This is a genomic window from Desulfoglaeba alkanexedens ALDC, assembly GCF_005377625.1.
In the GTDB taxonomy this organism is placed as follows: Bacteria; Desulfobacterota; Syntrophobacteria; order Syntrophobacterales; family DSM-9756; genus Desulfoglaeba; species Desulfoglaeba alkanexedens.
In genome coordinates this window covers 765,787-785,985 of sequence record NZ_CP040098.1, presented here as the reverse complement: position 1 = coordinate 785,985, position 20,199 = coordinate 765,787, and the positions used below count along the sequence as shown (strand labels likewise).

16 protein-coding genes and 1 pseudogene are annotated in these 20,199 nt (G+C 58.2%); 14 read left to right on the top strand and 3 right to left on the bottom strand.

The annotated features are described in order from the left end of the window. The 8 genes from FDQ92_RS03780 (at nucleotide 1) to FDQ92_RS03745 (ending at nucleotide 9,660) form a co-directional block, all read left to right on the top strand. Entirely contained in the window at nucleotides 1–951 is a 951-nt protein-coding gene (locus tag FDQ92_RS03780) for a class I SAM-dependent methyltransferase (protein ID WP_170180169.1), read from the top strand. Between the two features lie 13 nt (nucleotides 952–964). Then, nucleotides 965–1,879 carry a glycosyltransferase gene (locus FDQ92_RS03775; protein ID WP_170180168.1) on the top strand — a complete coding sequence of 305 codons (915 nt, stop codon included), beginning with the start codon at nucleotides 965–967 and terminating at the stop codon, nucleotides 1,877–1,879. Next, nucleotides 1,876–3,132, top strand: a complete 1,257-nt coding sequence (locus FDQ92_RS03770) for a glycosyltransferase family 4 protein (protein WP_170180167.1) — start codon at nucleotides 1,876–1,878, stop codon at nucleotides 3,130–3,132. Before FDQ92_RS03775 ends, FDQ92_RS03770 begins: the two co-directional genes overlap by 4 nt. Then, nucleotides 3,123–4,085: an NAD-dependent epimerase/dehydratase family protein gene (locus FDQ92_RS03765; protein ID WP_137423341.1), complete on the top strand. Its 963-nt coding sequence runs from the start codon at nucleotides 3,123–3,125 to the stop codon at nucleotides 4,083–4,085. Before FDQ92_RS03770 ends, FDQ92_RS03765 begins: the two co-directional genes overlap by 10 nt. A gap of 6 nt (nucleotides 4,086–4,091) precedes the next feature. Continuing rightward, complete coding sequence (locus tag FDQ92_RS03760; RefSeq protein ID WP_137423340.1) at nucleotides 4,092–5,039, top strand: glycosyltransferase family 2 protein; 948 nt, start codon at nucleotides 4,092–4,094, stop codon at nucleotides 5,037–5,039. Nucleotides 5,040–5,075: 36 nt separating this feature from the next. Continuing rightward, nucleotides 5,076–6,272 carry a glycosyltransferase family 4 protein gene (locus FDQ92_RS03755; protein WP_137423339.1) on the top strand — a complete coding sequence of 399 codons (1,197 nt, stop codon included), beginning with the start codon at nucleotides 5,076–5,078 and terminating at the stop codon, nucleotides 6,270–6,272. Further along, entirely contained in the window at nucleotides 6,269–7,240 is a 972-nt protein-coding gene (locus FDQ92_RS03750; RefSeq protein WP_137425699.1) for an NAD-dependent epimerase/dehydratase family protein, read from the top strand. Before FDQ92_RS03755 ends, FDQ92_RS03750 begins: the two co-directional genes overlap by 4 nt. Nucleotides 7,241–7,845: 605 nt before the next feature. Next, nucleotides 7,846–9,660, top strand: a complete 1,815-nt coding sequence (locus FDQ92_RS03745; protein WP_137423338.1) for a glycosyl transferase — start codon at nucleotides 7,846–7,848, stop codon at nucleotides 9,658–9,660. A gap of 10 nt (nucleotides 9,661–9,670) precedes the next feature. Here the strand turns inward: FDQ92_RS03745 and FDQ92_RS03740 are convergent, their stop codons facing one another. Beyond that, nucleotides 9,671–10,081, bottom strand: coding sequence for a hypothetical protein (locus FDQ92_RS03740; protein ID WP_137423337.1), 411 nt, complete (start codon nucleotides 10,079–10,081; stop codon nucleotides 9,671–9,673). 216 nt (nucleotides 10,082–10,297) lie between these two features. Next, entirely contained in the window at nucleotides 10,298–10,744 is a 447-nt protein-coding gene (locus tag FDQ92_RS03735) for a hypothetical protein (RefSeq protein WP_137423336.1), read from the bottom strand. 928 nt (nucleotides 10,745–11,672) lie between these two features. Between FDQ92_RS03735 and FDQ92_RS03730 the strand changes: the two genes are divergently transcribed. Then, entirely contained in the window at nucleotides 11,673–12,476 is an 804-nt protein-coding gene (locus tag FDQ92_RS03730) for an ABC transporter permease (RefSeq protein WP_246041900.1), read from the top strand. A gap of 191 nt (nucleotides 12,477–12,667) precedes the next feature. Here FDQ92_RS03730 and FDQ92_RS03725 read toward each other — a convergent pair whose 3' ends face one another. Further along, on the bottom strand, nucleotides 12,668–14,017 hold the full coding sequence (locus FDQ92_RS03725) for a transposase (protein WP_137423334.1): 1,350 nt from the start codon (nucleotides 14,015–14,017) through the stop codon (nucleotides 12,668–12,670). Between the two features lie 269 nt (nucleotides 14,018–14,286). Between FDQ92_RS03725 and FDQ92_RS03720 the strand changes: the two genes are divergently transcribed. From FDQ92_RS03720 to FDQ92_RS03700, 5 genes and pseudogenes are all read left to right on the top strand, one after another. Next, on the top strand, nucleotides 14,287–15,408 hold the full coding sequence (locus FDQ92_RS03720; RefSeq protein ID WP_137423333.1) for a hypothetical protein: 1,122 nt from the start codon (nucleotides 14,287–14,289) through the stop codon (nucleotides 15,406–15,408). Next, complete coding sequence (istA, locus tag FDQ92_RS03715; RefSeq protein ID WP_137423332.1) at nucleotides 15,365–16,552, top strand: IS21 family transposase; 1,188 nt, start codon at nucleotides 15,365–15,367, stop codon at nucleotides 16,550–16,552. The genes FDQ92_RS03720 and istA overlap by 44 nt, the downstream gene beginning before the upstream one ends. Further along, nucleotides 16,543–17,328, top strand: a complete 786-nt coding sequence (gene istB / locus FDQ92_RS03710) for an IS21-like element helper ATPase IstB (protein WP_137423331.1) — start codon at nucleotides 16,543–16,545, stop codon at nucleotides 17,326–17,328. Before istA ends, istB begins: the two co-directional genes overlap by 10 nt. A 781-nt stretch (nucleotides 17,329–18,109) precedes the next feature. Then, nucleotides 18,110–18,331: pseudogene (locus FDQ92_RS03705) on the top strand (IS1634 family transposase); the annotation flags it as partial. Nucleotides 18,332–18,492: 161 nt separating this feature from the next. Further along, nucleotides 18,493–20,115 carry an IS1634 family transposase gene (locus tag FDQ92_RS03700; protein WP_137423330.1) on the top strand — a complete coding sequence of 541 codons (1,623 nt, stop codon included), beginning with the start codon at nucleotides 18,493–18,495 and terminating at the stop codon, nucleotides 20,113–20,115. The last annotated feature ends 84 nt before the right edge of the window (nucleotides 20,116–20,199 follow it).

The following is a 20,199-nucleotide window of genomic DNA, read 5'->3' as shown; positions in this document are numbered from 1 at the left end:
ATGCGGGGATGGGAAGAGGTGATCCTCCGGCTGAAGCACCGATCGGCGCTGAAGCCGGCGTGTAAGGCCAAGAAGCCGGCGGGCTCCCTGCCGCCCCTCGAGACCGTGTCCGTCGGTTCCTTCGCCGAATACCGTGCCTATGCCCAATCCATGGAGGAAGAATACCGCCGGAGAGAGAGTATCGAGCGGCGGTTGGCGAAAGCAGGGGACGCCTTCACGGTGTCGGGTTTTTGCTGCGTGTGCCGGCGGCTGGTGCCGTTCTGGGTGGACCTGGCGTATGGGTTCGAGGACGGGGAAGGCCACCGCACGCCCAACTGGCGCGAGCGGCTGGTCTGCCCGGGCTGCGGCTTGAACAACAGGATGCGGGCGGCGTTTCACCTTTTTCTGAAGCTGTGCCGCCCCGCCGCCGACTGCTCCCTTTATCTCACGGAACAGACGACCCGGTTCTCGGACCTGCTGAAACGGTGTTTCCCCAAGACCGTGGGCAGCGAGTTCCTGGGACCCGGTCTGGAGCCGGGAAGCTTGAACGCGCAGGGAACGCGCCATGAAGACCTGACCAACCTTTCCTTCGCCTCGGCATTCTTCGACTTCGTCCTGTCATTTGACGTCTTCGAACACATCCCCGGGCACCGGCAAGCGTTCAGAGAATGCCGGCGGGTTCTGAGACCGGGAGGAACGTTGTTCTTTACGGTACCGTTTGACATTCACTCTCCTTTCAATATTGTTCGTGCGGAAGTCCTGGAGGATGGAAGGCTTCTGCATCGTCTGCCGCCGGAGTACCACGGCGATCCCCTGCGCGAAGAAGGCTGCCTCTGCTTTCGCCACTTCGGCTGGGAATGCCTGGAAGAACTCCGCGCCGCCGGGTTTTCGGAAGCGTCGTGTCATTTCTATTGGTCGCAGCACTACGGGTACCTGGGCGGAGACCAGTTCCTGTTGGTGGCCCGGGCTTGAGGGCATGGTCTTCATGACGAGTCATTTTTCGGTTTCCGTCGTCATCCCGCTCTACAACCACGAGCGGTACATCGAGGCGGCGTTGGAAAGCGTTTGGAGCCAGGTGCTGCGGCCCCGGGAAGTCATCGTGGTGGACGACGGCTCCACCGACGGTTCCTTTGAAGCGGTGTCCCGGATGAGCCGAAGCTTCCCGGAGCTGGTGTGCTGGTCGCAGCCCAACCAGGGGGCTCACTATGCCATCAACGCCGGCATCCACCGGGCCACCGGAGACCTGGTGGCCGTCCTCAATTCCGACGACCTCTATCATCCCCGGCGCCTGGCGCGCTGCATGGACGTCCTGGTCTCCCGGCCGGATGCGGCGGCCGTGTGCACCGGGCTGGGATTCGTGGACGACGGCGGCAGGGAAATCAACAACCCCTGGTACCGGGAAAGCCGGGCCTTCTACGACAAGGTCGGGGACCTGCCGCTCGCCCTCATGAACGGCAACTTCTTCATGACCACGTCCAACCTGGTGATCCGGCGCCGCGTTTTCGAAGAAGTCGGGTACTTCGCGCCCCTGAGGTACGCTCACGACCTGGATTTCTTTCTGCGGCTCCTGGCCCGGGACCTGGAAATCCATTTCCTGGACGAGCCGCTTCTCTTCTACCGGATGCACGGGCGGAACACGATCTTGGAGGAGCACGCGCGGGTGAGGGTGGAATGGGCCTTCGGGTGCGCCCGTTTTCTTCATTCGCTGAACCGGTTTCCCGGAAGGTGCCGCAGGGGATGGGATTACGTGGACCGGATCACGCGGATCGTGGAACGTCATTCGCTCCAGCGCCTGGTGATGCTGTTTCTCGCCTACTTTGCCGGCGGGCCTGCGGCGGAGGAGCGGTTCCTGCAAGACCCCGAATTCTATCGCATCGTGCACAAGGTGGCGGCGGAATGAATCTCCTTTTTTTGAGCAACCTGTATCCTCCGAACACCGTAGGGGGATACGAGCGTCTGTGCTTCGAAGTCGCTTCGGCTTTGGCCGGGCGCAACCACCGGGTTTCGGTTTTGACCAGCGATTACGGCGGACGGATCGAGGACTACCTGGGCCAGGAAGTGGACCGTTCGCTCAGACTTCTGGCCGACGACCGGGACATCTACCGTCCCTTTTCGGCTTCGAACGAAGAGCGGCACCGCATCGCCCGGCGCAACGCGGAGCTGCTGCGGGGCGCGTTGGAACGGCTGAAGCCGGAGGTTCTTTTCGTCTGGAACCTTTTTTTCTTTGACCGGTCGCTTCTGGATACGGTCCAGGAAGCCCGCTGCGGGAAGGTTTTTCTCCTCACGGACAACTGGCTGATTTCGTTTCTTCGGCCTCGATTTTGGCAGACCTACTTTGATGAGAAGGTGCTCGCCTCACCTTCCTTCGCGAGGCGGATTCGAAACGCCGTTTTCGGGCTGGCGGGCCGGGGGCGTTCGGATCGGCACGCCATCCGGATCCGGGGCCGGGCCGTCTTTCCCAGCCGATTCATGGAACGGCTCTACCGGCAGGCGGGCTTCACCTTCCAGGGGACGGCCGTGGTGCCCCACGGCGTGCACTTGAAGCGCCGGCCCGATTCGGATTACCGGGATCGAACGTTCCCCGTGGAAAAGGGGCGCCTCCGGCTGCTTTTCGCCGGAAGGGTGGTGGAAATGAAGGGGGTGCACACGATTCTGGAGGCGCTTCCGGAAATCCTGAAGGGTGTACCGGACGCCGACGTCCGGCTCACCATCTTGGGAGACACCCGGGACATCCGGTACCTGGAACGACTCCAGGGGACGATCCGGGAGAGGGGCCTTTCGGAGCGCGTGGATTTTCGTCCCCCGGTCCGGGAACCGGACCTTTTCCGCGTGTTCCAGGAGCATGACATCTACCTCTTCCCGTCGCTCTACGAGCCTTTTTCTCTGACCCTGATCCATGCCCTGGAATCGGGCATTCCCACGGTGGCCTCCGATGTGGGCGGCAACCGGGAAATCGTGTTCCACGGAAAAACCGGGTTGCTCTTCGAGAAGGGACGGGCGCCGGGGCTGGCTCGGGCCGTCCTGGAACTGGCCGGTTCCCCCGGACTTCGCCGGGAAGTGTCCCGCGAAGCCCGTCGTACGGCGAGGGAACTCACCTTCGACGCCATGGTGCGAAGGATCGAGCGCCGCCTGGAGGAGGGGCGATGCGGGTAGCCGTCACGGGAGCCACCGGGGCCATCGGCCGGTCGCTCCTCGATCACCTGGCTGCGGCTTCGGATTGGCCGCTCACCGGCCTTACCCGATCGCTTCCGCCCTGTGACCTTCCCTGCGATCCCTGCGGGGACAGAATCCGCTGGATCCAGGGCGATCTAGGGTCACCTTCCGACTGCGAAGCGCTGGTGCGGGAGCAGGACGTGATCATCCACCTGGCGCACACCAACGTGCCGCTCAGTTCCGACCGGGACATGTCCAGCGACACGCTGCTGAACCTGGTGCCCACCCTCAACCTGCTCAAGGCCGTGCAGGCGGCCGGGCACCGCCCGCACCTGGTCTACGCGAGCAGCGGCGGCGCCGTCTACGGGCGCTCGGCCGACCGCGTGGCGTTCACTGAAGACCATCCGTGCCTCCCGGTTAATTCCTATGGGATCCAGAAGCTGGCGGCGGAGCACTACATCCGCCTCTGCGCGGAACGGGGATACCTCACGGCCACGGTCCTCCGTATTTCCAACGCCTACGGCTGGCTGCTTTCGCCCGCGAGAAACCAAGGGTTCATCGGTATCGCCCTCTACCAGGCCTTGAAAGGCCGCCCCGTGCGGATCCTGGGCGACATGGAGAACGTCCGGGACTATATCCATATCGAGGACCTGTGCGCGGCCGTCCGGGCGTGCCTTGAACCGCAGCGCCCTTACGATCTTTTCAATATCGGAACGGGCGTGGGCGTTTCGGTGAAAGGGGTGCTCGACGTGATCCAGGGTTGCCTGGGGCGGCCCCTGGAGAGGGTGGCGGAAGCCCACCCCGCGGCCGCGTTTCTTCCGGACTGGTGCGTGCTCGACGTTTCGAAGGCGCGTCGCGAGCTGGGATGGAGCCCGGCCATCGATCTGCGCGAAGGTGTGCGAAAGATGCTCGCCGCCCGCTCGACGTGCGGCGAGCCGGCGCGGATGGGGTGAAACGCCGTGGTGGTGAAAGGCGATGGGACCGCTGTTTGGGGAGACGCCCGGGTCGCCGTTCTGATTTCGACGTACAACGGAGCGGACTATATCCGCGAACAGCTGGAAAGCGTCTTCGCTCAGAGTCATCCCGCTGAACGGGTCCTGGTGAGGGACGATGGCTCTCGCGACGAAACGCTGGAGATTCTGGCCCAGTTCCAGCGGAGGCACGAGAATCTGCGGGTCCTTCGCGGCGGGCACGCGGGGGTGGCGGCAAGCTATTTCGCCCTGCTGGCAGAGGCGGGCGATTCCCCGGATTATTTCGCGTTCGGCGACCAGGACGATGTCTGGCGCCCTTCCAGGATCGGGGATGCCGTGAAGGCGCTGGAAAGCGTGGGGGGCGATGCTCCGCGGCTCTATTTTTCCCGGGTGGAATACGTGGATCGAAGGCTGCGACCCCTGGGGCGTTCTCCGGTGCCGGTTCACGTCGGCTTCAGAAACGCCCTGGTGGAAAATCCGGCCATCGGATGCACCCAGGTGCTGGACCGCGGAGCCCGGGAGCTGCTCTTGAACCGCCTTCCCCGGTCGGCCTGGATGCATGACTGGTGGACGTACCTGGTGATTTCGGCCTTGGGCCGGGTGGTCTATGACCGCCGACCGAACGTGTGCTATCGGCTGCACGGCGGTAACGCCGTCGGCGGCAGGCGGCGGTTTTTCCCAAGCTTGACGGCAAGAGCCGGGCGGCTCGCCCGGCGAAGCGACGGGATTTTCCTGGCGCGCCGCCAGGCGATGGAGTTCCTGGAGCGGTTCGGAGACCTCCTGTCGCGGGATGAGCGGGCGACGGCCACGCGCTTCGTCGAAAGCAAGGCCGACTTCCGCAGCCGCCTGGAGTATGCGCTTCGCATGGACCTTCGTCGAAATGATTCCGTGGACCAGGTGCTGCTGCGATTGCTTGTGCTCGCGAATTGGTATTGAAAGACGCGCCGGCTTGGTTTAGAAGCGGAGCATTTCATGGACGAACCTTGTGCGGAAAGGCGTTTGCTGTTCGTCGCCAATGTGGACTGGTTCTTTCGCATCCATTTTCTTCCGCTGGCATTGATCTTGTCGCGGGAGGGATTCGATGTCACGGTGGCGGCGGAGGACACCGGCCAGGGAAAGCGGATTCGAGAAGCGGGGCTGAGGTTCCTGCGCTGGCCGCTTTCGAGAACCGGAACGCGGGCCGCTGCGGAATTCCGGTCGTTTCTCCGGATTCATCGGCTGTATCGGAGCGAGAGGCCCGAGCTGGTCCACCACCTGGGGCTCAAGGCCGTGACGTACGGTTCCATCGCGGCGAGGTTTCTGGGAATTCCGGCGGTCAACATGGTGACGGGCCTCGGGTCCATCCTGGGCGGTGCGCAGGGTACAAGCCGCCTGTTCCTCGAGCGCCTGCTGCCGCTGGCGCTCAGGCACCCCGCCAGCCGGCTTCTGGTGCAGAACCGGAACGACAGGGCGTTCTTCGTGAGGAGGAACTGGGTCGAGGCGGAAAAGGTCGTGGATATCGGCGGCGTCGGTGTGGAAACGGAACGTTTCGCCTTCCGGCCCGAACCGGAAGCGCCTCCCGTGCGGGTGATGTTCGCCGGGAGGATGCTCTGGGACAAGGGTGTGGGGGAATTCGTGGAAGCGGCCCGCCGACTCGGGAAGCCAGCGAACCGCGCGGTGCGGTTTCTCCTCGTGGGGCCGGCCGACCCGGATCAGCCGCGATCCATCCGGCCGGATCAGTTGCGGGCATGGGAGCGGGAAGGCGTGGTGGAATGGCTGGGATTTCGGGAGGATATGCCGGATGTGCTGGCGGGCGGCCACATCGTGGTGCTCCCGTCCTACTACGGTGAAGGGCTCCCTAAGGTCCTCATGGAAGCCGCGTCTGCGGGCCGGGCCGTGGTGGCCACGGACTGGCCGGGTTGTCGGGATGCCGTCCTGCCCGGGGAAACGGGCCTGCTGGTTCCGCCGAGAGACCCCGAGGCCCTGGCCCGGGCCGTAGGATACTTGGTGGATCATCCGGATATCCGCCGGTCCATGGGACGCCGGGCCCGGCGGCTGGCCTTGGAGCGGTTCGGGGTCGAACAGGCGGCCGGCCGAGTGAAACGGGTGTACGAACTTCTGTTGAACCTGGAACCGAGGATGGAAGGATGTCACAGACTTCCCGCCGGGAAGCCGGAGGAAACGCCATGAAGGTGCTCATCACTGGAGGAGCCGGGTTTATCGGGTCTCACCTTGCGGACACGCTGCTCGATGCCGGTCATGAAGTCGTGGTCGTGGACGATCTCTCCACGGGAAGCCTCCGGAACGTGGAGCAGCACCAAGGCAATTCGCGTTTCAGGCTTTGGGTTGACACGATCTTGAACGAAGCGCTCTTGAACGATCTGATCGCCGAATGCGACCAGGTGTACCACATGGCGGCCGCCGTCGGGGTGAAGCTCATCATGAACCGCCCTGTGGAAACCTTGGAAACCAACGTCAAGGGGACGGAACTGGTGCTGCGCCTCTGCAACCGCCACAAGCGCAAGGTGCTCATCGCGTCCACGTCCGAAGTCTACGGAAAGATGATGGACGGCAACGGGGGTCATCCCCTGGCTGAAGACACCGACCGCCTCATGGGAGCCACCACCAAGCGGCGCTGGGCCTATGCCTGTTCCAAGACGCTGGACGAATTCCTGGCGCTGGCCTATTTCGAGGAAAAGAGGCTCCCGGTGGTGATCGCCCGCCTTTTCAACACGGTGGGGCCTCGGCAGACGGGTCAGTACGGCATGGTGATCCCGAACTTCGTTCAGAAGGCGCTCCTCGGGAAGCCAATCATCGTCTACGGCGACGGCACCCAGTCCCGCTCGTTTTCGCATGTTTCGGACGTGGTGGAAGCGCTGGTGAGGCTCATGGACACTCCGGCGGCGGTGGGTGAAGTGGTGAACGTGGGGGGTACCGAGGAGATCACCATCAAGGAACTGGCCCAGTTGGTGCGGGAGATGACGGGAAGCGCTTCGGAGATCGAGTTCGTCCCTTACGAGCGAGCTTACGGGCCGGGGTTCGAAGACATGCGCCGCCGCCGTCCCAACATCGAAAAGCTAAAGGAACTCACCGGGTTTACTCCCCGCGTGGATCTTCACGGCATCCTGAGAAGCGTCATCGATTACCACCAGCGTTGATGGACACGTCCGGCTGGTTTTTAGTGCCTTTATATGAAAATAACCAATTACTAAAGTGATTTCGGTATGTTGAGCATGCCAGCTGTCATAAGCTTTTGGTAACGTTCTAAAGTCGAGAGCTTAAGCAAAAAGGATAACGAAGGTCAGAAAGTCCCCCCCTCTCCCTTGATGGGAGAGGGTTGGGGTGAGGGTGTTAAAAGTAATGTATGTCAATCAGTTACATTCCCCTCCCCTTAATCCCCTCCCACAAGGGGAGGGGAAATAGAATTTGCCATCAAATATTAGGTCTATTATTTTCTACGCTACCAAACTTTTAATATTCGTGGTCGAACCCACAATTCGCAATGTTTTCATGCTTCGTTGTGACCCCACGGGGTCATGGGGGTTATTCCCATGTTTTCTGTCACAGAAAACAGGAAAATCTCTTTGCGCCTTTGCGCGAGACATTTTGGTTGCGGCCATCCGCATTAGAGTCCATCCTGTTTTGTGTTGACGGCAGTGAGGCGTTTGTGGAAAGTGTCGCGAGGTGCGGGTGTGTTCCGCCCGCTGGGTCTTTTCGTGCGTGGGGTTTCTAAGCGGCATTCCGGGGGACGAGGATCTCGGGCATGAGTCCACCGCTTGTGGCGGGAACGGCTTTCATGTTGGCCCTGGTGGTGTCCGCCGTTTTGACCCCGGCGGTTCGCCGCTGGGCGGTGAAGACGGGGAGGATGGCCCGCCCGCGCGAGGACCGCTGGCACGCGCGGCCCACCGCTCTTTTCGGTGGCGTCGCCATCTGGGCGGCGTTCCTGGTGGCGGCGGGGCTCGCTGTGGGGCTTCGGCTTGAAGCGGGCCTTGGGGAACACTACGGGCCGCTGCTTCTCGGCGCGTCGCTCATGTTCGCCGTGGGACTCGCCGACGATCTCCGGGACCTATCGCCCCAGGCCAAGCTGGTCTGCCAGGTCGTGATCGCGGCTCTTCTCGTCTTCTTCGGCTTCAAGATCAACTGGTTCACCTCGTATACGCTGAACACCTTCCTCACCGTCTTTTGGATCGTCGGTATCACCAACGCCTTCAACCTGCTGGACAACATGGACGGGCTCGCCGCCGGGATCGCGGTGATTTCCGCGGTGTTTCTGGCGTTCATCGGCGTTGCGGCCGGCGGCTGGGGGGCGGTGAACGGCCATTTCCTAATTCTGGCCGCCTTCACCGGGGCCGTCCTGGGGTTCCTGGTGTACAACTTCCAGCCGGCGTCCATCTTCATGGGCGACTGCGGAAGCCTCTTCATCGGGGTGGTGCTCGCGGCGCTGACCACGCGCCATGAGCTGTTCCAGTCGCGCCACCTGCTGGCGGTGCTTTTCGTCCCCGTGTTGGTGCTTTGCCTTCCGATCCTGGACATGGGGTTCGTTTCGGTGATGCGGACCCTTTTCGGCCGGTCCATCGCCCAGGGGGGCCGGGACCATTCCTCGCACCGGCTGGTGGCCATCGGGCTTCCGGAGCGCAAAGCGGTGCTCACGCTTTATCTCTTTTCGGTGCTCGGGGGGGCGGTGGCGGCCGTGGGAGCCTTGTATCCTGTAACCTTTTTCGCGGCCGGCCTGGGACTTTTTGCCCTGTTTGCCGTGTTCTTCTGGCTCCATCTCGCCCAGGTGAGGGTCTATCCCCAGGAAAGCCGCACCATCGTGGAACGGCACCCGGCGCTCACCTCCTTCTGGGTGGCCTTCACCTACAAAAAGCGTGTGCTGGAAGTGCTCCTGGACGTGGGGCTCGTTTCCTTCGGCTACTGGCTTTCGTATTTCCTCCGGTTCGAAGGCCGCGACTACGTGCTGGCTTTCCCGCTGTTTCTCAAGACCCTTCCCGTGGTGCTCGTGGCTTCGCTCAGTGCCTACCTGGTTTTCGGGATTTACCGTGGGGTCTGGCGCTACACCAGCGTCGCCGACCTCCTCACATACCTCAAGGCGGTTACCAGCGCTGTGGTGCTGGGGATCATCGCTATCGTATTTCTCTACCGGTTCCAGGACTTTTCGCGGACCGTCTTCGTGATCTTCTGGGGCGTCTCGCTCTTCTTTTTGGGCGGTTCGAGGCTTTCCTTCCGTATCCTTTCGGAGAGCCTCCGCAGGAACGCCGTCGCCAACGGCCGGAGGGTGCTCATCTACGGAGCGGGCGACAAAGGGGAACTGGCGCTGCGGGAGATCCTGAACAACCCGCTCCTCGGCATGACGCCGGTGGGGTTCATCGACGACGACGAACGCAAGCACCGAAAGCGCATCCAGGGGTACAAGGTCTTCGGCGGCCGGGATCGGCTCTGCGACATCGCGACCCGCTACGCGGTGAATGAACTGGTGGTGGCCACCGACAAGCTCCGCCCGGAAAACCTCAAAGCGGCCGGCGCCGTCTGCCGCGACCTGGGTCTCGCCTTGAAGTCCCTCGAGCTCTCCATCCGATAAAGACCAGACATTAGCCTTGAGCCTTGAGCCTTGAGCCTTGAGCCTTGAGCCTTGAGCCTTGAGACTTGAGACTCATGATGTCCCTCCTGCGCTCCAGCAGCCGGCGAGGTAGATCCTTGTCCACAAGACCTGAAAGAAGCGCCATGCCGGTCAAAAGATCCGCCTTGTCGCTTCGGCCGAGGCTCGAGCCATAGACGGCATCTTCGGCCCTTTGAAGGATCTCCGACCCTCCCCTCATGAGCCCTACAAACGGCATGAGGCACGGATTTCCCCATTCCAGCACCTTTTGGGCGTCCATGGCGGCAAGAGATATCACCTGGAACCGGTAGCGGATGCCGCCGTCTTCGAAGCTTTCCACCACGTTCCCGCTGGGGGTGAGAAGCATCCCCCCTGTGTCAGGGTAGTTGTCGCACGAAGTCATCCCGCCACGGCGGCCCCGATCATGTCTTTGTCCACAGATTTCACCGATGGCCACAGATGTTTGGATTTTCCATCAAGCCCCTTGATTCTTTTAATCTGTGTAATCTGTGGATGTCCATTGGGTGCAGATCTTTTGAAACGAAAGTGTGAGGGAGTCAGCAGAAAACGGAGCTGATGCACTTGCTGCTTCAAGTTCATCTGGATGTGCTTCGAAGGGTCACGCTGGATCTCGTTCTAAAAGATCTGCACCCAATTTCTTATTGCCTAATGGAACAGATGATATGTCCAAACGTATATTTTCACTATCTAACCTAAGGTCGTATCCCATAATAAACGTTCTAATATTTGGGAATAGATCCCTTTGTCTTTTTTGCAAACATTCAAAGACATCAAGCATTGCAGCCACACCTTGGGCATCACAATCGTTCGGCAGAACCTCCTCTATCAACTTTTGTTGAAGTTCAATCTGTTTTTTCTGAGGCAAAAACGTCATGTTCCATGCCATTATTGCTAAAGAGATTATTCCACGAACCCGAGTTTCATTTCCCCAATACATTTTGATATATGGTTCAGCCAATTTTAGGATCACTGCGGACATTTTGACTTTATCGGGGTTGTCAATAAAATTAATTTGTTCTAAATCTAATCCCAGCGCTCTGACCATATCCTGTACCTTCATATTTAAATTATGGTACTTTGTTTGAGCTATTCTACTACCTTCAACATTCTTATTCCTTAATTTAGAGGTCTTATTCTTGTTTTTCTCAGATAGCTTAGAGCCTCTCTTGCGTGTTTTTTTTTTCCATTAGCTACATTATCCTTTCTAACGTAGCCTTCACCGGCGGGAACGCAGCGCAGCGGAGTTCCCGTCCCAGTGAAAGGCATGGGTTACCCCCCTGTGTCAGGGTAGTTGTCGCACGAAGTCATCCCGCCATGGCAGGCACAATAATAATTTTATCGAAAGATTTCACCGATGGCCACAGATGATTGAATTTTCCATCAAGCGCCTTGATTCTTTTAATCTGTGTCAATCTGTGTAATCTGTGGATGTCCATTTGGGTTACCACCCTGGTGGAGCGTCGCCGGGTCATGGTCCAAGGATAGCGCGTGGATGGAAGCCGGGCAAAAACAATATGGGCAGCCGTTCCCGCTCTCCCCCGCCCCTTAATCCCCTCCCACAAGGGGAGGGGAAATAGAATTCCCCTTGTTCCCAAGCTCCAGCTTGGGAACAAGGGGGATGGTGTGGCTTGGGAACAAGGGGGTGTTTATCTGTGTAAGTCTGTGTCATCTGTGGATGCAGCTCTTTGTAATCTGTGGATGTCCTTTGCTTTTCCGCGACTTCGTGCGACACGTGTCTTGACATACACCGCTGCTCCCGCCTGCGCTGTTGTCGTTGCATCTTGCGGTCGTTTGCTGTAAGGAGGTTCGGGAATGCGTTGGAACAGGCGTGGTGTCGCCAGGCAGGTGCCGGGTCGGCTGCCGGCATCGGAAGGTAACGCCACCGCGCGGCGCCGACGCGGATCTCGATCCTTGGCTGCACGGTCGTTTGTCCGTTACCTGCCTCGGCGGCATGGGGCTTTGCCTTGAGGGGGGTGCCGGGCGGCGTGGCGGGGGCGGCGTGCCGGGCGGCGTGCGTCAAAGGCAGCGCCAAGGGATTGGATGGACTCGGGACGGCGGCCTGCAGACCGAAAATGGCGGAAACGACTTCACCTCTCAATATCCCGCTCATACTGGAACTCACGAAACGCGATTTTGTGGAGCGCTTCGCCGGGTCGTCCCTGGGGGCCGTTTGGGCGTTCATTTGGCCGCTGGTCAACCTGGTGATCTATATTGTGATCTTCAGCCAAATCATGGGAGCACGGCTTCCCGGCCATTCGAACGCGTACTCGTACGGAGTGTACCTCACGGCGGGGCTCATTCCATGGACGGCTTTCGCCGGTACCTTGAGTCGATCCTCCCAGGTGTTCCTCGAAAAAAGAAACCTTATTTCCAAGATTCGCCTGTCACTCCCCGCGCTGCTGCTGTTCGTGAGTTTGGCCGAATCCGTGACTTTTGCCATCACCATGGGCTTTTTTTTCATCTTTCTATTGGCCACCGGCTTTCCATTGAACTCCCACCTCATCCTGCTGCCGTTCATTTATTTTCTCCAGCAGATGCTGGCCTTTGGGCTGGGGCTTCTTTTTGCCACCTTCATGGTTTTCATTCGTGATCTGAAAGAAGTTGTCGGCATTCTCCTCCAGCTCTGGTTCTGGATGACGCCGATCGTCTATGTCAAAGATATCCTTCCCGAACCCGTGAAAACCGTGATGATCTATAATCCCGCGTATGCGTTCATCGAAAGTTACCAGAGGCTCTTTGTTTTCCAGCAATTCCCGGAGTGGATGGTCCTTGGGTGAAAAGCGGGCGTGAAAGGAGAGTCTTCGAGTCTTCAGCGGGCCGTTTGGGGTGATCGAGGGTCCGAACGTCCCGTTGAGGGATGCCACCTGGAGCGTGAGGGGCTCAGATGCCCGGTTTGAAGGCGCACCCCGGGGTCTGTTTTTCGGGTGAAAGGCGCAGGTTCTGCATGGGGGTGATTCCTTTCTCCGCCCTACGAGCTGTTATAGGCGATGATCGGGGTCAGCGTTTTGTATCCGTAAAGAAGGGCCTCGTGAAGCATCCGGATGGACTCCAGGCGGAAGTCCCAGAACATGGCCCGGATCCTCTCCCATAGGTCCCGTTTGGTTTGGAGCTTTCGCCATACGGCCTGAAACAGCGGGCAACACAGTTGGAGGCTCTGGTCCACGCAGAAGGCCAACATCATGAGGGTGACGAAGACGGCGCTAAGGTGTTTTCGGCCCAGGCCGTAGTTGTGTTCGAGGTGGTAGCCCTGGTTTTTCAAAGTGTTGAAGGTTTCGTTTTCGATGCGCCAGCGTGCCCGGCCGATCCGCATCAAGGTAACGGCGTTTTCCCGGCGGATGAGGATGTCCGTGACCCAGGAAAACCGGACAAGCCCCTTGGGGGTCACCTGCCAGTATTCGAGGAGGTTCACTCGAAGGTCGGGATGGGACTTGTTGAGGGGAAGATCGTTGATGAAGCGGAAGTAATGGAGGGTTTCGGGGTTGTCTTCCGCTGCGTGCCAGAACTCCACAGCCCGGCCCTCCGCGATGGCCTCGTCGGCCTTTTCGAAAAGGAAGGCGTGATCGCCGGGTTTAACCCCAAGGACGAAGCGGCAGTCGAAGCGCTTGAGGGTTTCAATGTGGGGAGCGTTGGGACTGAGGGCATCTTCGGTCACGATGAGCTTGATATGGGGGTGGTCGGTTCTCAGGTTCTCGATACAACGGCCGGCGGCGTTGCGTTCGCAGTCGTTTTTGGTGTCACCGTCTTCTCTTCGGATCACTTCGGGGGGAAAGGGGATCACGGCCTTGTGGTCCGGGTGGACGAGGGCGGCTCCCATCATTTGCAGGGAATAGGTGGTCTTGCCGGTGCGAGAGGTTTTTCGAAGGCAGGCGTCGGAAAAGACCTTTTCCGACGAAAAATAGCCCGTGCCGTCCAGGGCCAGGATGTAGCGGCCGTCCAGCACGGTCATCTGAGCCAGCGCCTTGCCGCGCTGAAGCCGTGAGAAGATCTCGCCGAAGCCGGGTCGGAACACATAGGGCGAAACCTCATCGAGAATCTCCCGCATGGTGCTGTCGGCAGGGATCTTCTCGATGTGGTAGAGCGCGTGCAGGTTGTGATCCCGAGCCGACCAGCGTTTCTCAAAGGCCAGAAGAGAGGGATCCTTCAAAGAAAACATGGCGAAGGCGCTCATGGCCGCATCCGCAAAGGAGATCTGCGGCCTGCCTTTGCGGGGATCGGGGATCTTTTCGAACTCACGGCGCACCGCCCTCACCAGGGCATCTGCATTCAGATGCTTGCGAAGTCGGATCTTGGAGGAAGGAGCGTCTTTGCTGGGCTTCATGGCAAAATAGCCTACCAGAGACGCGGGCGGCTGTCCAGCATGAAACAGCAAAATAGTCGAAAAAATTCACCTCCGAAACCCCCTTCGGAGCCCGAAATCACCCCCTGGGTTCGCGAAAACCAAATCCTTCAAGGCCCGGTTTTCAAGGCTTTACAGGGGCTCCGGAAATTGCTGACGATCTCAGGAGGGCCCAAATCTTAGCGGATTCTTTCATCAGTGCCATGCAGCATGATCGATACTATTCAGACGGCCGCCTGAGAAATGCCTATATGTCCGGAGATCTGATAGATCCTATCACAGGAAAGGCAAGAATCCCTCGATGGTGGGATCTTTCAGATGGGAAGTGCTGTGAAGACCAGTTCCAGGTCAGTACCTATACTGGGAATATAGCGTGGGCCATGATCGCGCTTCTCGATTATTACAAAAAGATGGGCGGTAGTGAATATCTGGCCGCATCCATAGAACTGGGAGATTGGATTGAAAATAAAACCAGAGACATCCGGTGCGAAGGGGGCTACACAGGCGGTTACGACGGCTGGGAACCAAACCCTCAGAAAATCTTGTGGAAATCCACAGAGCACAATATTGATGTCTATGTAGCGTTTAAGCTTCTTCATGAGATCACCGGCGAGGCGAAGTGGGAAGAGAGGGCCCTTTACGCCAGGGCATTCATAGAGGCCATGTGGAATGATGCTAACGGGCATTTCTGGACAGGAACCTTGGAGGACGGCTGCACCGTCAACGGGAGCAACATCCCCCTAGATATCCAGGCCTGGGCGGTTATGGCCCTGGACAGCTATGCCTCTGCCCTCGCATGGGTGGAAAACAATTGCTATACCGAAAAGGACGGATTTGCGGGTTTTGATTTCAACGATGACAAGGACGGCGTATGGTTTGAGGGCTCGGGCCAGATGGTTGCTGCGTACCAATTAAACGGCGAAAAGGCCAAAGCGGATTTCCTTACCAATCAACTTATCAGGGCTCAGGCATGTGCACCCAACACGAACGGCAAAGGGATCGTTGCTGCATCGAACGACGGACTATCAACCGGATTAGGCTGGGAATATTTCTCCAGATTACATGTGGGCGCCACGGCGTGGTATCTCTTCGGGGAGAAGAACTACAATCCCTATTGGGGAACAAAAACCGCACCCGTTCCTCTCCCTGACATCAAGGCCAACGGATTTGACGGTCCCTTATCGATCTCCCAGTCTGACCACCTGACTATTTCCCTCTCCCTGTGTCACCATCGGAATAAAATGTCTGGTAAACGCCGGAATAAAATGTCCTCCCAGATGAGCGAAGGGTTATTCCTCCAGCAAGACCCAAGAGAGCCGGAGGTGACCCATGCTCAAAAAGGAGGACTGGATGGAGATCAGAGCACAAGTTGAAAAGGGCGTCTACAAGAAGGACATCGCAGAAAGCCTGGGAGTGCATCCAAAAACCATAAGCCGTGCTCTTAGTCGAGGAGGAGTACCCTCGGGGAAAAGACCCGGTGCAAGGGTGAGCAAACTTGATCCCTTCAAACCCTTGATCGACCAGCTCCTGAGAGATGGAGTCTGGAATGCTATGGTGATCTTGCGTGAGATCGAACAGCGAGGCTACACGGGCGGGACCACCATCCTTCGGGAGTACATCAGCCCCAGAAGGCCCATGAGGCAAAGCCGGGCAACGGTACGGTTTGAAACAGATCCTGGAGTTCAGATGCAAAATGATTGGGGAGAGCTCACAACCGAAGTGGCTGAAATCCCACAGAAGGTCTACTTCAGTGTGAATACCCTCGGATTTTCCCGGCGTCTCTTCTTCTGGTGTGCCCCCAGGAATGATGCCGAGCACACCTACGAAGGGATCATCAGAGCCTTCGAGTACTTTGGAGGAGTAGTAATAGAGGTGCTCGTGGATAACCAGAAAGCAACGGTTATTGTCCACAGGATCGGGGAGAGTGTTCGCTTTAACGAACGATTTATAGATCTTGCCGGCCACTATGGCTTCACCCCCAGAGCCTGTCGCCCGAGAAGAGCAAGGACCAAGGGAAAAGATGAGCGGATGGTGGGCTATATCAAGCACAACTTCTTTGTGCGTTACCGCAAGTTCGAGAGCTTCGCCCAGATGAACGCTCTCGCTGAGAAGTGGCTCACAGAGGAAACCGATCAGAGGCTGCACGGAACAGTCAAGGAAATCGTAGCCGAACGATTCTCCCGTGAGGCTCCTCATCTTCGTCCCCTTCCTGCCCTGCGGTATGACACCTCTTATCTCGAGCACCGGTGTGTCCACTGGGATGGCTTCATCGATGTTTTGGGCAATAGATACAGTGTGCCCTCTCAGCTGTGTGGACAAACGGTCCGAGTGAGGATCGGGTTGGATGGAACCTTGAGAGTCTACGCCGAAGAGACCCTGGTGGCCGAACACACCCTTCGCAGTGCAGCCGAGGGATGGGGAAGCGTTGCAGCCCATCATGCCCAATTGTGGCAGGAGGCATTGCAGGTTGAGCGAAGGGATCTGTCGATCTACGAGGAGGCGAGCCGATGGAGCTAGCAGGCCTCCTTGAGAAGATGAAGATGGAGCACCTTCTCTCGCAGATCGATTCAGTCTGTGAGCAGGCATCAAAGAGGGATCTCTCCTATAAAGACTTCCTTGCGGAAGCCCTTCAGGCCGAATGGCGGGGCAGACACGGAAAGGCCGTTGAGGCCAGACTCAAGATGGCCCGATTCCCCTGGGTGAAAACTCTTGAGCAATTTGACTTCTCGTTTCAGCCAAGCATCGATCGCAAGGTGATCCGTGAACTCTCGGGACTCTCCTTCGTCGATAGGGCAGAGAATGTGATCCTCCTTGGCCCTCCGGGGGTGGGAAAGACACATCTTTCCATTTCGCTGGGAGTAAAAGCCGTAGAGGCCGGATACCGAGTCCTCTTCCTTACTCTCGAGTCGATGCTTACTCGGCTCACTCGAGCCAGGATGGAGAACCGGGTGGAGAGGCAACTCCAACAGTTTGTCTACCCAAGAGTGCTCATCATCGATGAGATGGGATACCTCCCGATGAGCCGAGATGAAGCAGGGCTTTTCTTCAGGCTTCTTACCAGAAGATACGAGAAGGCCTCTTTGATCATCACCTCCAACAAGAGCTTTGTTGACTGGGGGGAGATCTTCAATGATCAGGTGCTGGCCACAGCCATACTCGATAGGCTCCTTCACCACTGCACCACCCTCAACATCAAAGGGGATAGTTTCAGGCTCAAAGAAAAGAGAAAGGCAGGGCTTGTCGGAGCCGGTCCAAGAACCGCTTTTCCGACTGAACAAAAAGCATCCGAGTGAACCGATGAGGGAGTTGAGCGGTTCGGAGTGGATACCGACTTGAGGGAGGCGGAGACGCGGCAACGACCCGCGATCGGCACAAGCGGCACCTTCCATCTGTGCCGCGCCGATCGCGGCTGTCGTTGCCAGCGGAAACGGCGAGTGAGTCGGAGGCTCCGCTCCGAATCGTTCAACTCCCGGATGACACCAAAAGCGTTGTTTTGGGGACATTTTATTCCGATGATTTGCGGACATTCTCGACCGGTGTTGACACCCTGGATCCTGGCAGTTACCATGTCGGAAGTCCGGCAGACTGGTGGGTGGCCGCATCCACCCCTTTCGGGTTCTATTGGTTTTCGTTGGACAGGGGCTGGATGGCCTCCAGTGCGCCTATACGCACCCATGGGGGACCGCTGTTCACCCTGTCCTCCTACCCGGTAGTTGAGATATCCGGTTTGCCCACAGGGCAATACGTCTTCTACTTTGCTGTCGATGACAATATGGACGGAGCACTCAACGCCACCCATGTGGACAGTGTATCGTTCGGTATCCATTGATTTTACCCTTGTTCCCAAGCTTCAGCTTGGGAACGAGGGGAAAGTCTCAAGTCTCAAGTCTAAGCTTTGGGCTTCAGTCAAACTCAAGTTTTACAGTGACCACCTGGTCACATCCCGCAAATCCGCATGGATGCTAGGGCATGTCTGGAAAATGCCTCATTCTGTAGTGCCATAGAATGATGGTTTTGCCCTTGCAATGTGTTCCTGAGTGAGCTAATTTGCGAGTGTCCTAAGAGGAGGCTCGCATGTTCGCTCGCATCAAGAAGTCCGGTAAGTATGACTACCTGCAAATCGTTGAAAACCAGAGGGTTAACTCCAAAGTCACCCAGCGCGTGATTGCAACCGTTGGCCGTATGGACAAACTGAGTGCCAAAGGCGAGGTCGAGACCCTCATCCGCTCCCTTTCCCGTTTCAGCGAGAAAGCTTTGCTGGTCCTTTCCGGGAAGAGCGATGTCCAGTGTGAGGCTCAAGTTTTACAGTGACCACCTGGTCACATCCCGCAAATCCGCATGGATGCTAGGGCATGTCTGGAAAATGCGTCATTCTGTAGTGCCATAGAATGATGGTTTTGCCCTTGCAATGTGTTCCTGCATGAGCTAATTTGCGAGTGTCCTAAGAGGAGGCTCGCATGTTCGCTCGCATCAAAAAGTCCGGTAAGTATGACTACCTGCAAATCGTTGAAAACCAGAGGGTTAACTCCAAGGTCACCCAGCGCGTGATTGCAACCGTTGGGCGTATGGACAAACTGAGTGCCAAAGGCGAGGTCGAGACCCTCATCCGCTCTCTTTCGCGTTTCAGCGAGAAAGCTTTGCTGGTCCTTTCCGGGAAGAGCAAGATCCAGTGTGAGGCAAAGACGATCGGCCCCGCCATCATCTTTGAACGGCTCTGGTGTGAGTTGGGAATTCAACAGGTGATCAGAGACCTGCTCCATAACCGGGCTTTCCTGTTCGATGTGGAACGAGCCATCTTCCTCACCGTGTTGCACAGGATACTGATCAGCGGATCGGACCGCTTCTGCGACAAGTGGGGCCGCGATCTCGTGGTCAAGGGAACCGAAGACCTCGCTCTGCATCAGTTCTACCGGGCGATGGCGTTTCTGGGCGAAGTGCTGGACGATCAGGAACATGCCACCCTGTCTTCTCCGCGATGTGTCAAGGATGTCATCGAGGAGAAAATGTTCGCGGGCCAGCGCCACCTGTTTGCCGAGCTGGACCTGGTGTTTTTCGACACCACTTCCGTTTACTTCCATGGCGAAGGAGGTGAAAGCCTTGGCAGGAGAGGGTTCAGCAAGGATCACCGCCCCGAGCTCAAGCAAATGCTGGTGGGAGCCGTCCTGGACCAGAACGGCAGGCCTCTTTGCTGTGAGATGTGGCCGGGCAACTCCACGGACGTCAAGACTCTGGTTCCCGTGACGGATCGCATTCGCAAGCGTTTTGGGGTGGGGAGGTTCTGCATCGTGGCCGACCGTGGCATGGTCAGCAGGGAGACGATCCGAGAACTTGAAGAAAGGAACATAGCTTACATCCTTGGGACCCGGATGCGGAAGGTCAAGGAGATCACCGCCGAAGTACTTGCCCGAGCCGGCCGCTACAAGGAGGTCAAGTGTGAAGGGCGCTCTCCCCTCAAGGTCAAGGAGGTCATGGTGCGGGACAAGCGCTACATCGTTTGTCTGAATCCCAAGCAGGCCGAGAAGGACAAAGCCGACCGTGACAAGATCATCGACTCGCTCAGGGAACAGATCCGCAAAGGCCCCAAGGCGCTTGTCGGCAACGAGGGGTATCGCAAGTTCCTCAAGGTGGACAAGGACAGCATCCATATCGATCTCGACAAGGTCAAGGAGGAGGAGAGGTTCGATGGGAAGTGGGTCCTCATCACCAACACCAGCTGGTCTTCGGATCGGGTGGCCCTTAAGTACAAGGAACTCTGGCAGGTAGAGCACTCCTTCAGAGACCTCAAGTCGACCTTTGAGACGCGGCCCGTTTTCCACCAACGTGATGACACCATCCGGGGACATGTGTTCTGCTCTTTCCTGGCGCTGATACTTCGAAAGGAGCTCTACCGGCGTCTGGACCGGGCGGGCCACGCCTTTGAGTGGTCTGATATCAAGCAAGATCTGAGTGCCCTCCAGGAAATCGTCATCGAGGAGAACGGCAAGCGCTTCGCTCTGCGGTCCCAATGTCTGGGCACGTGCAGCAGCGTCTTCAGGGCCGTGGGAGTTGCCATCCCTCCCACCATCCGGGTACTCTCCTAGACGGAACGGAGCGTAGTGCCAAAAACTTCCAATGGGGTCGTATGTCATTGACATTACTGATATACTTTTTTGCCACTGTCAAAG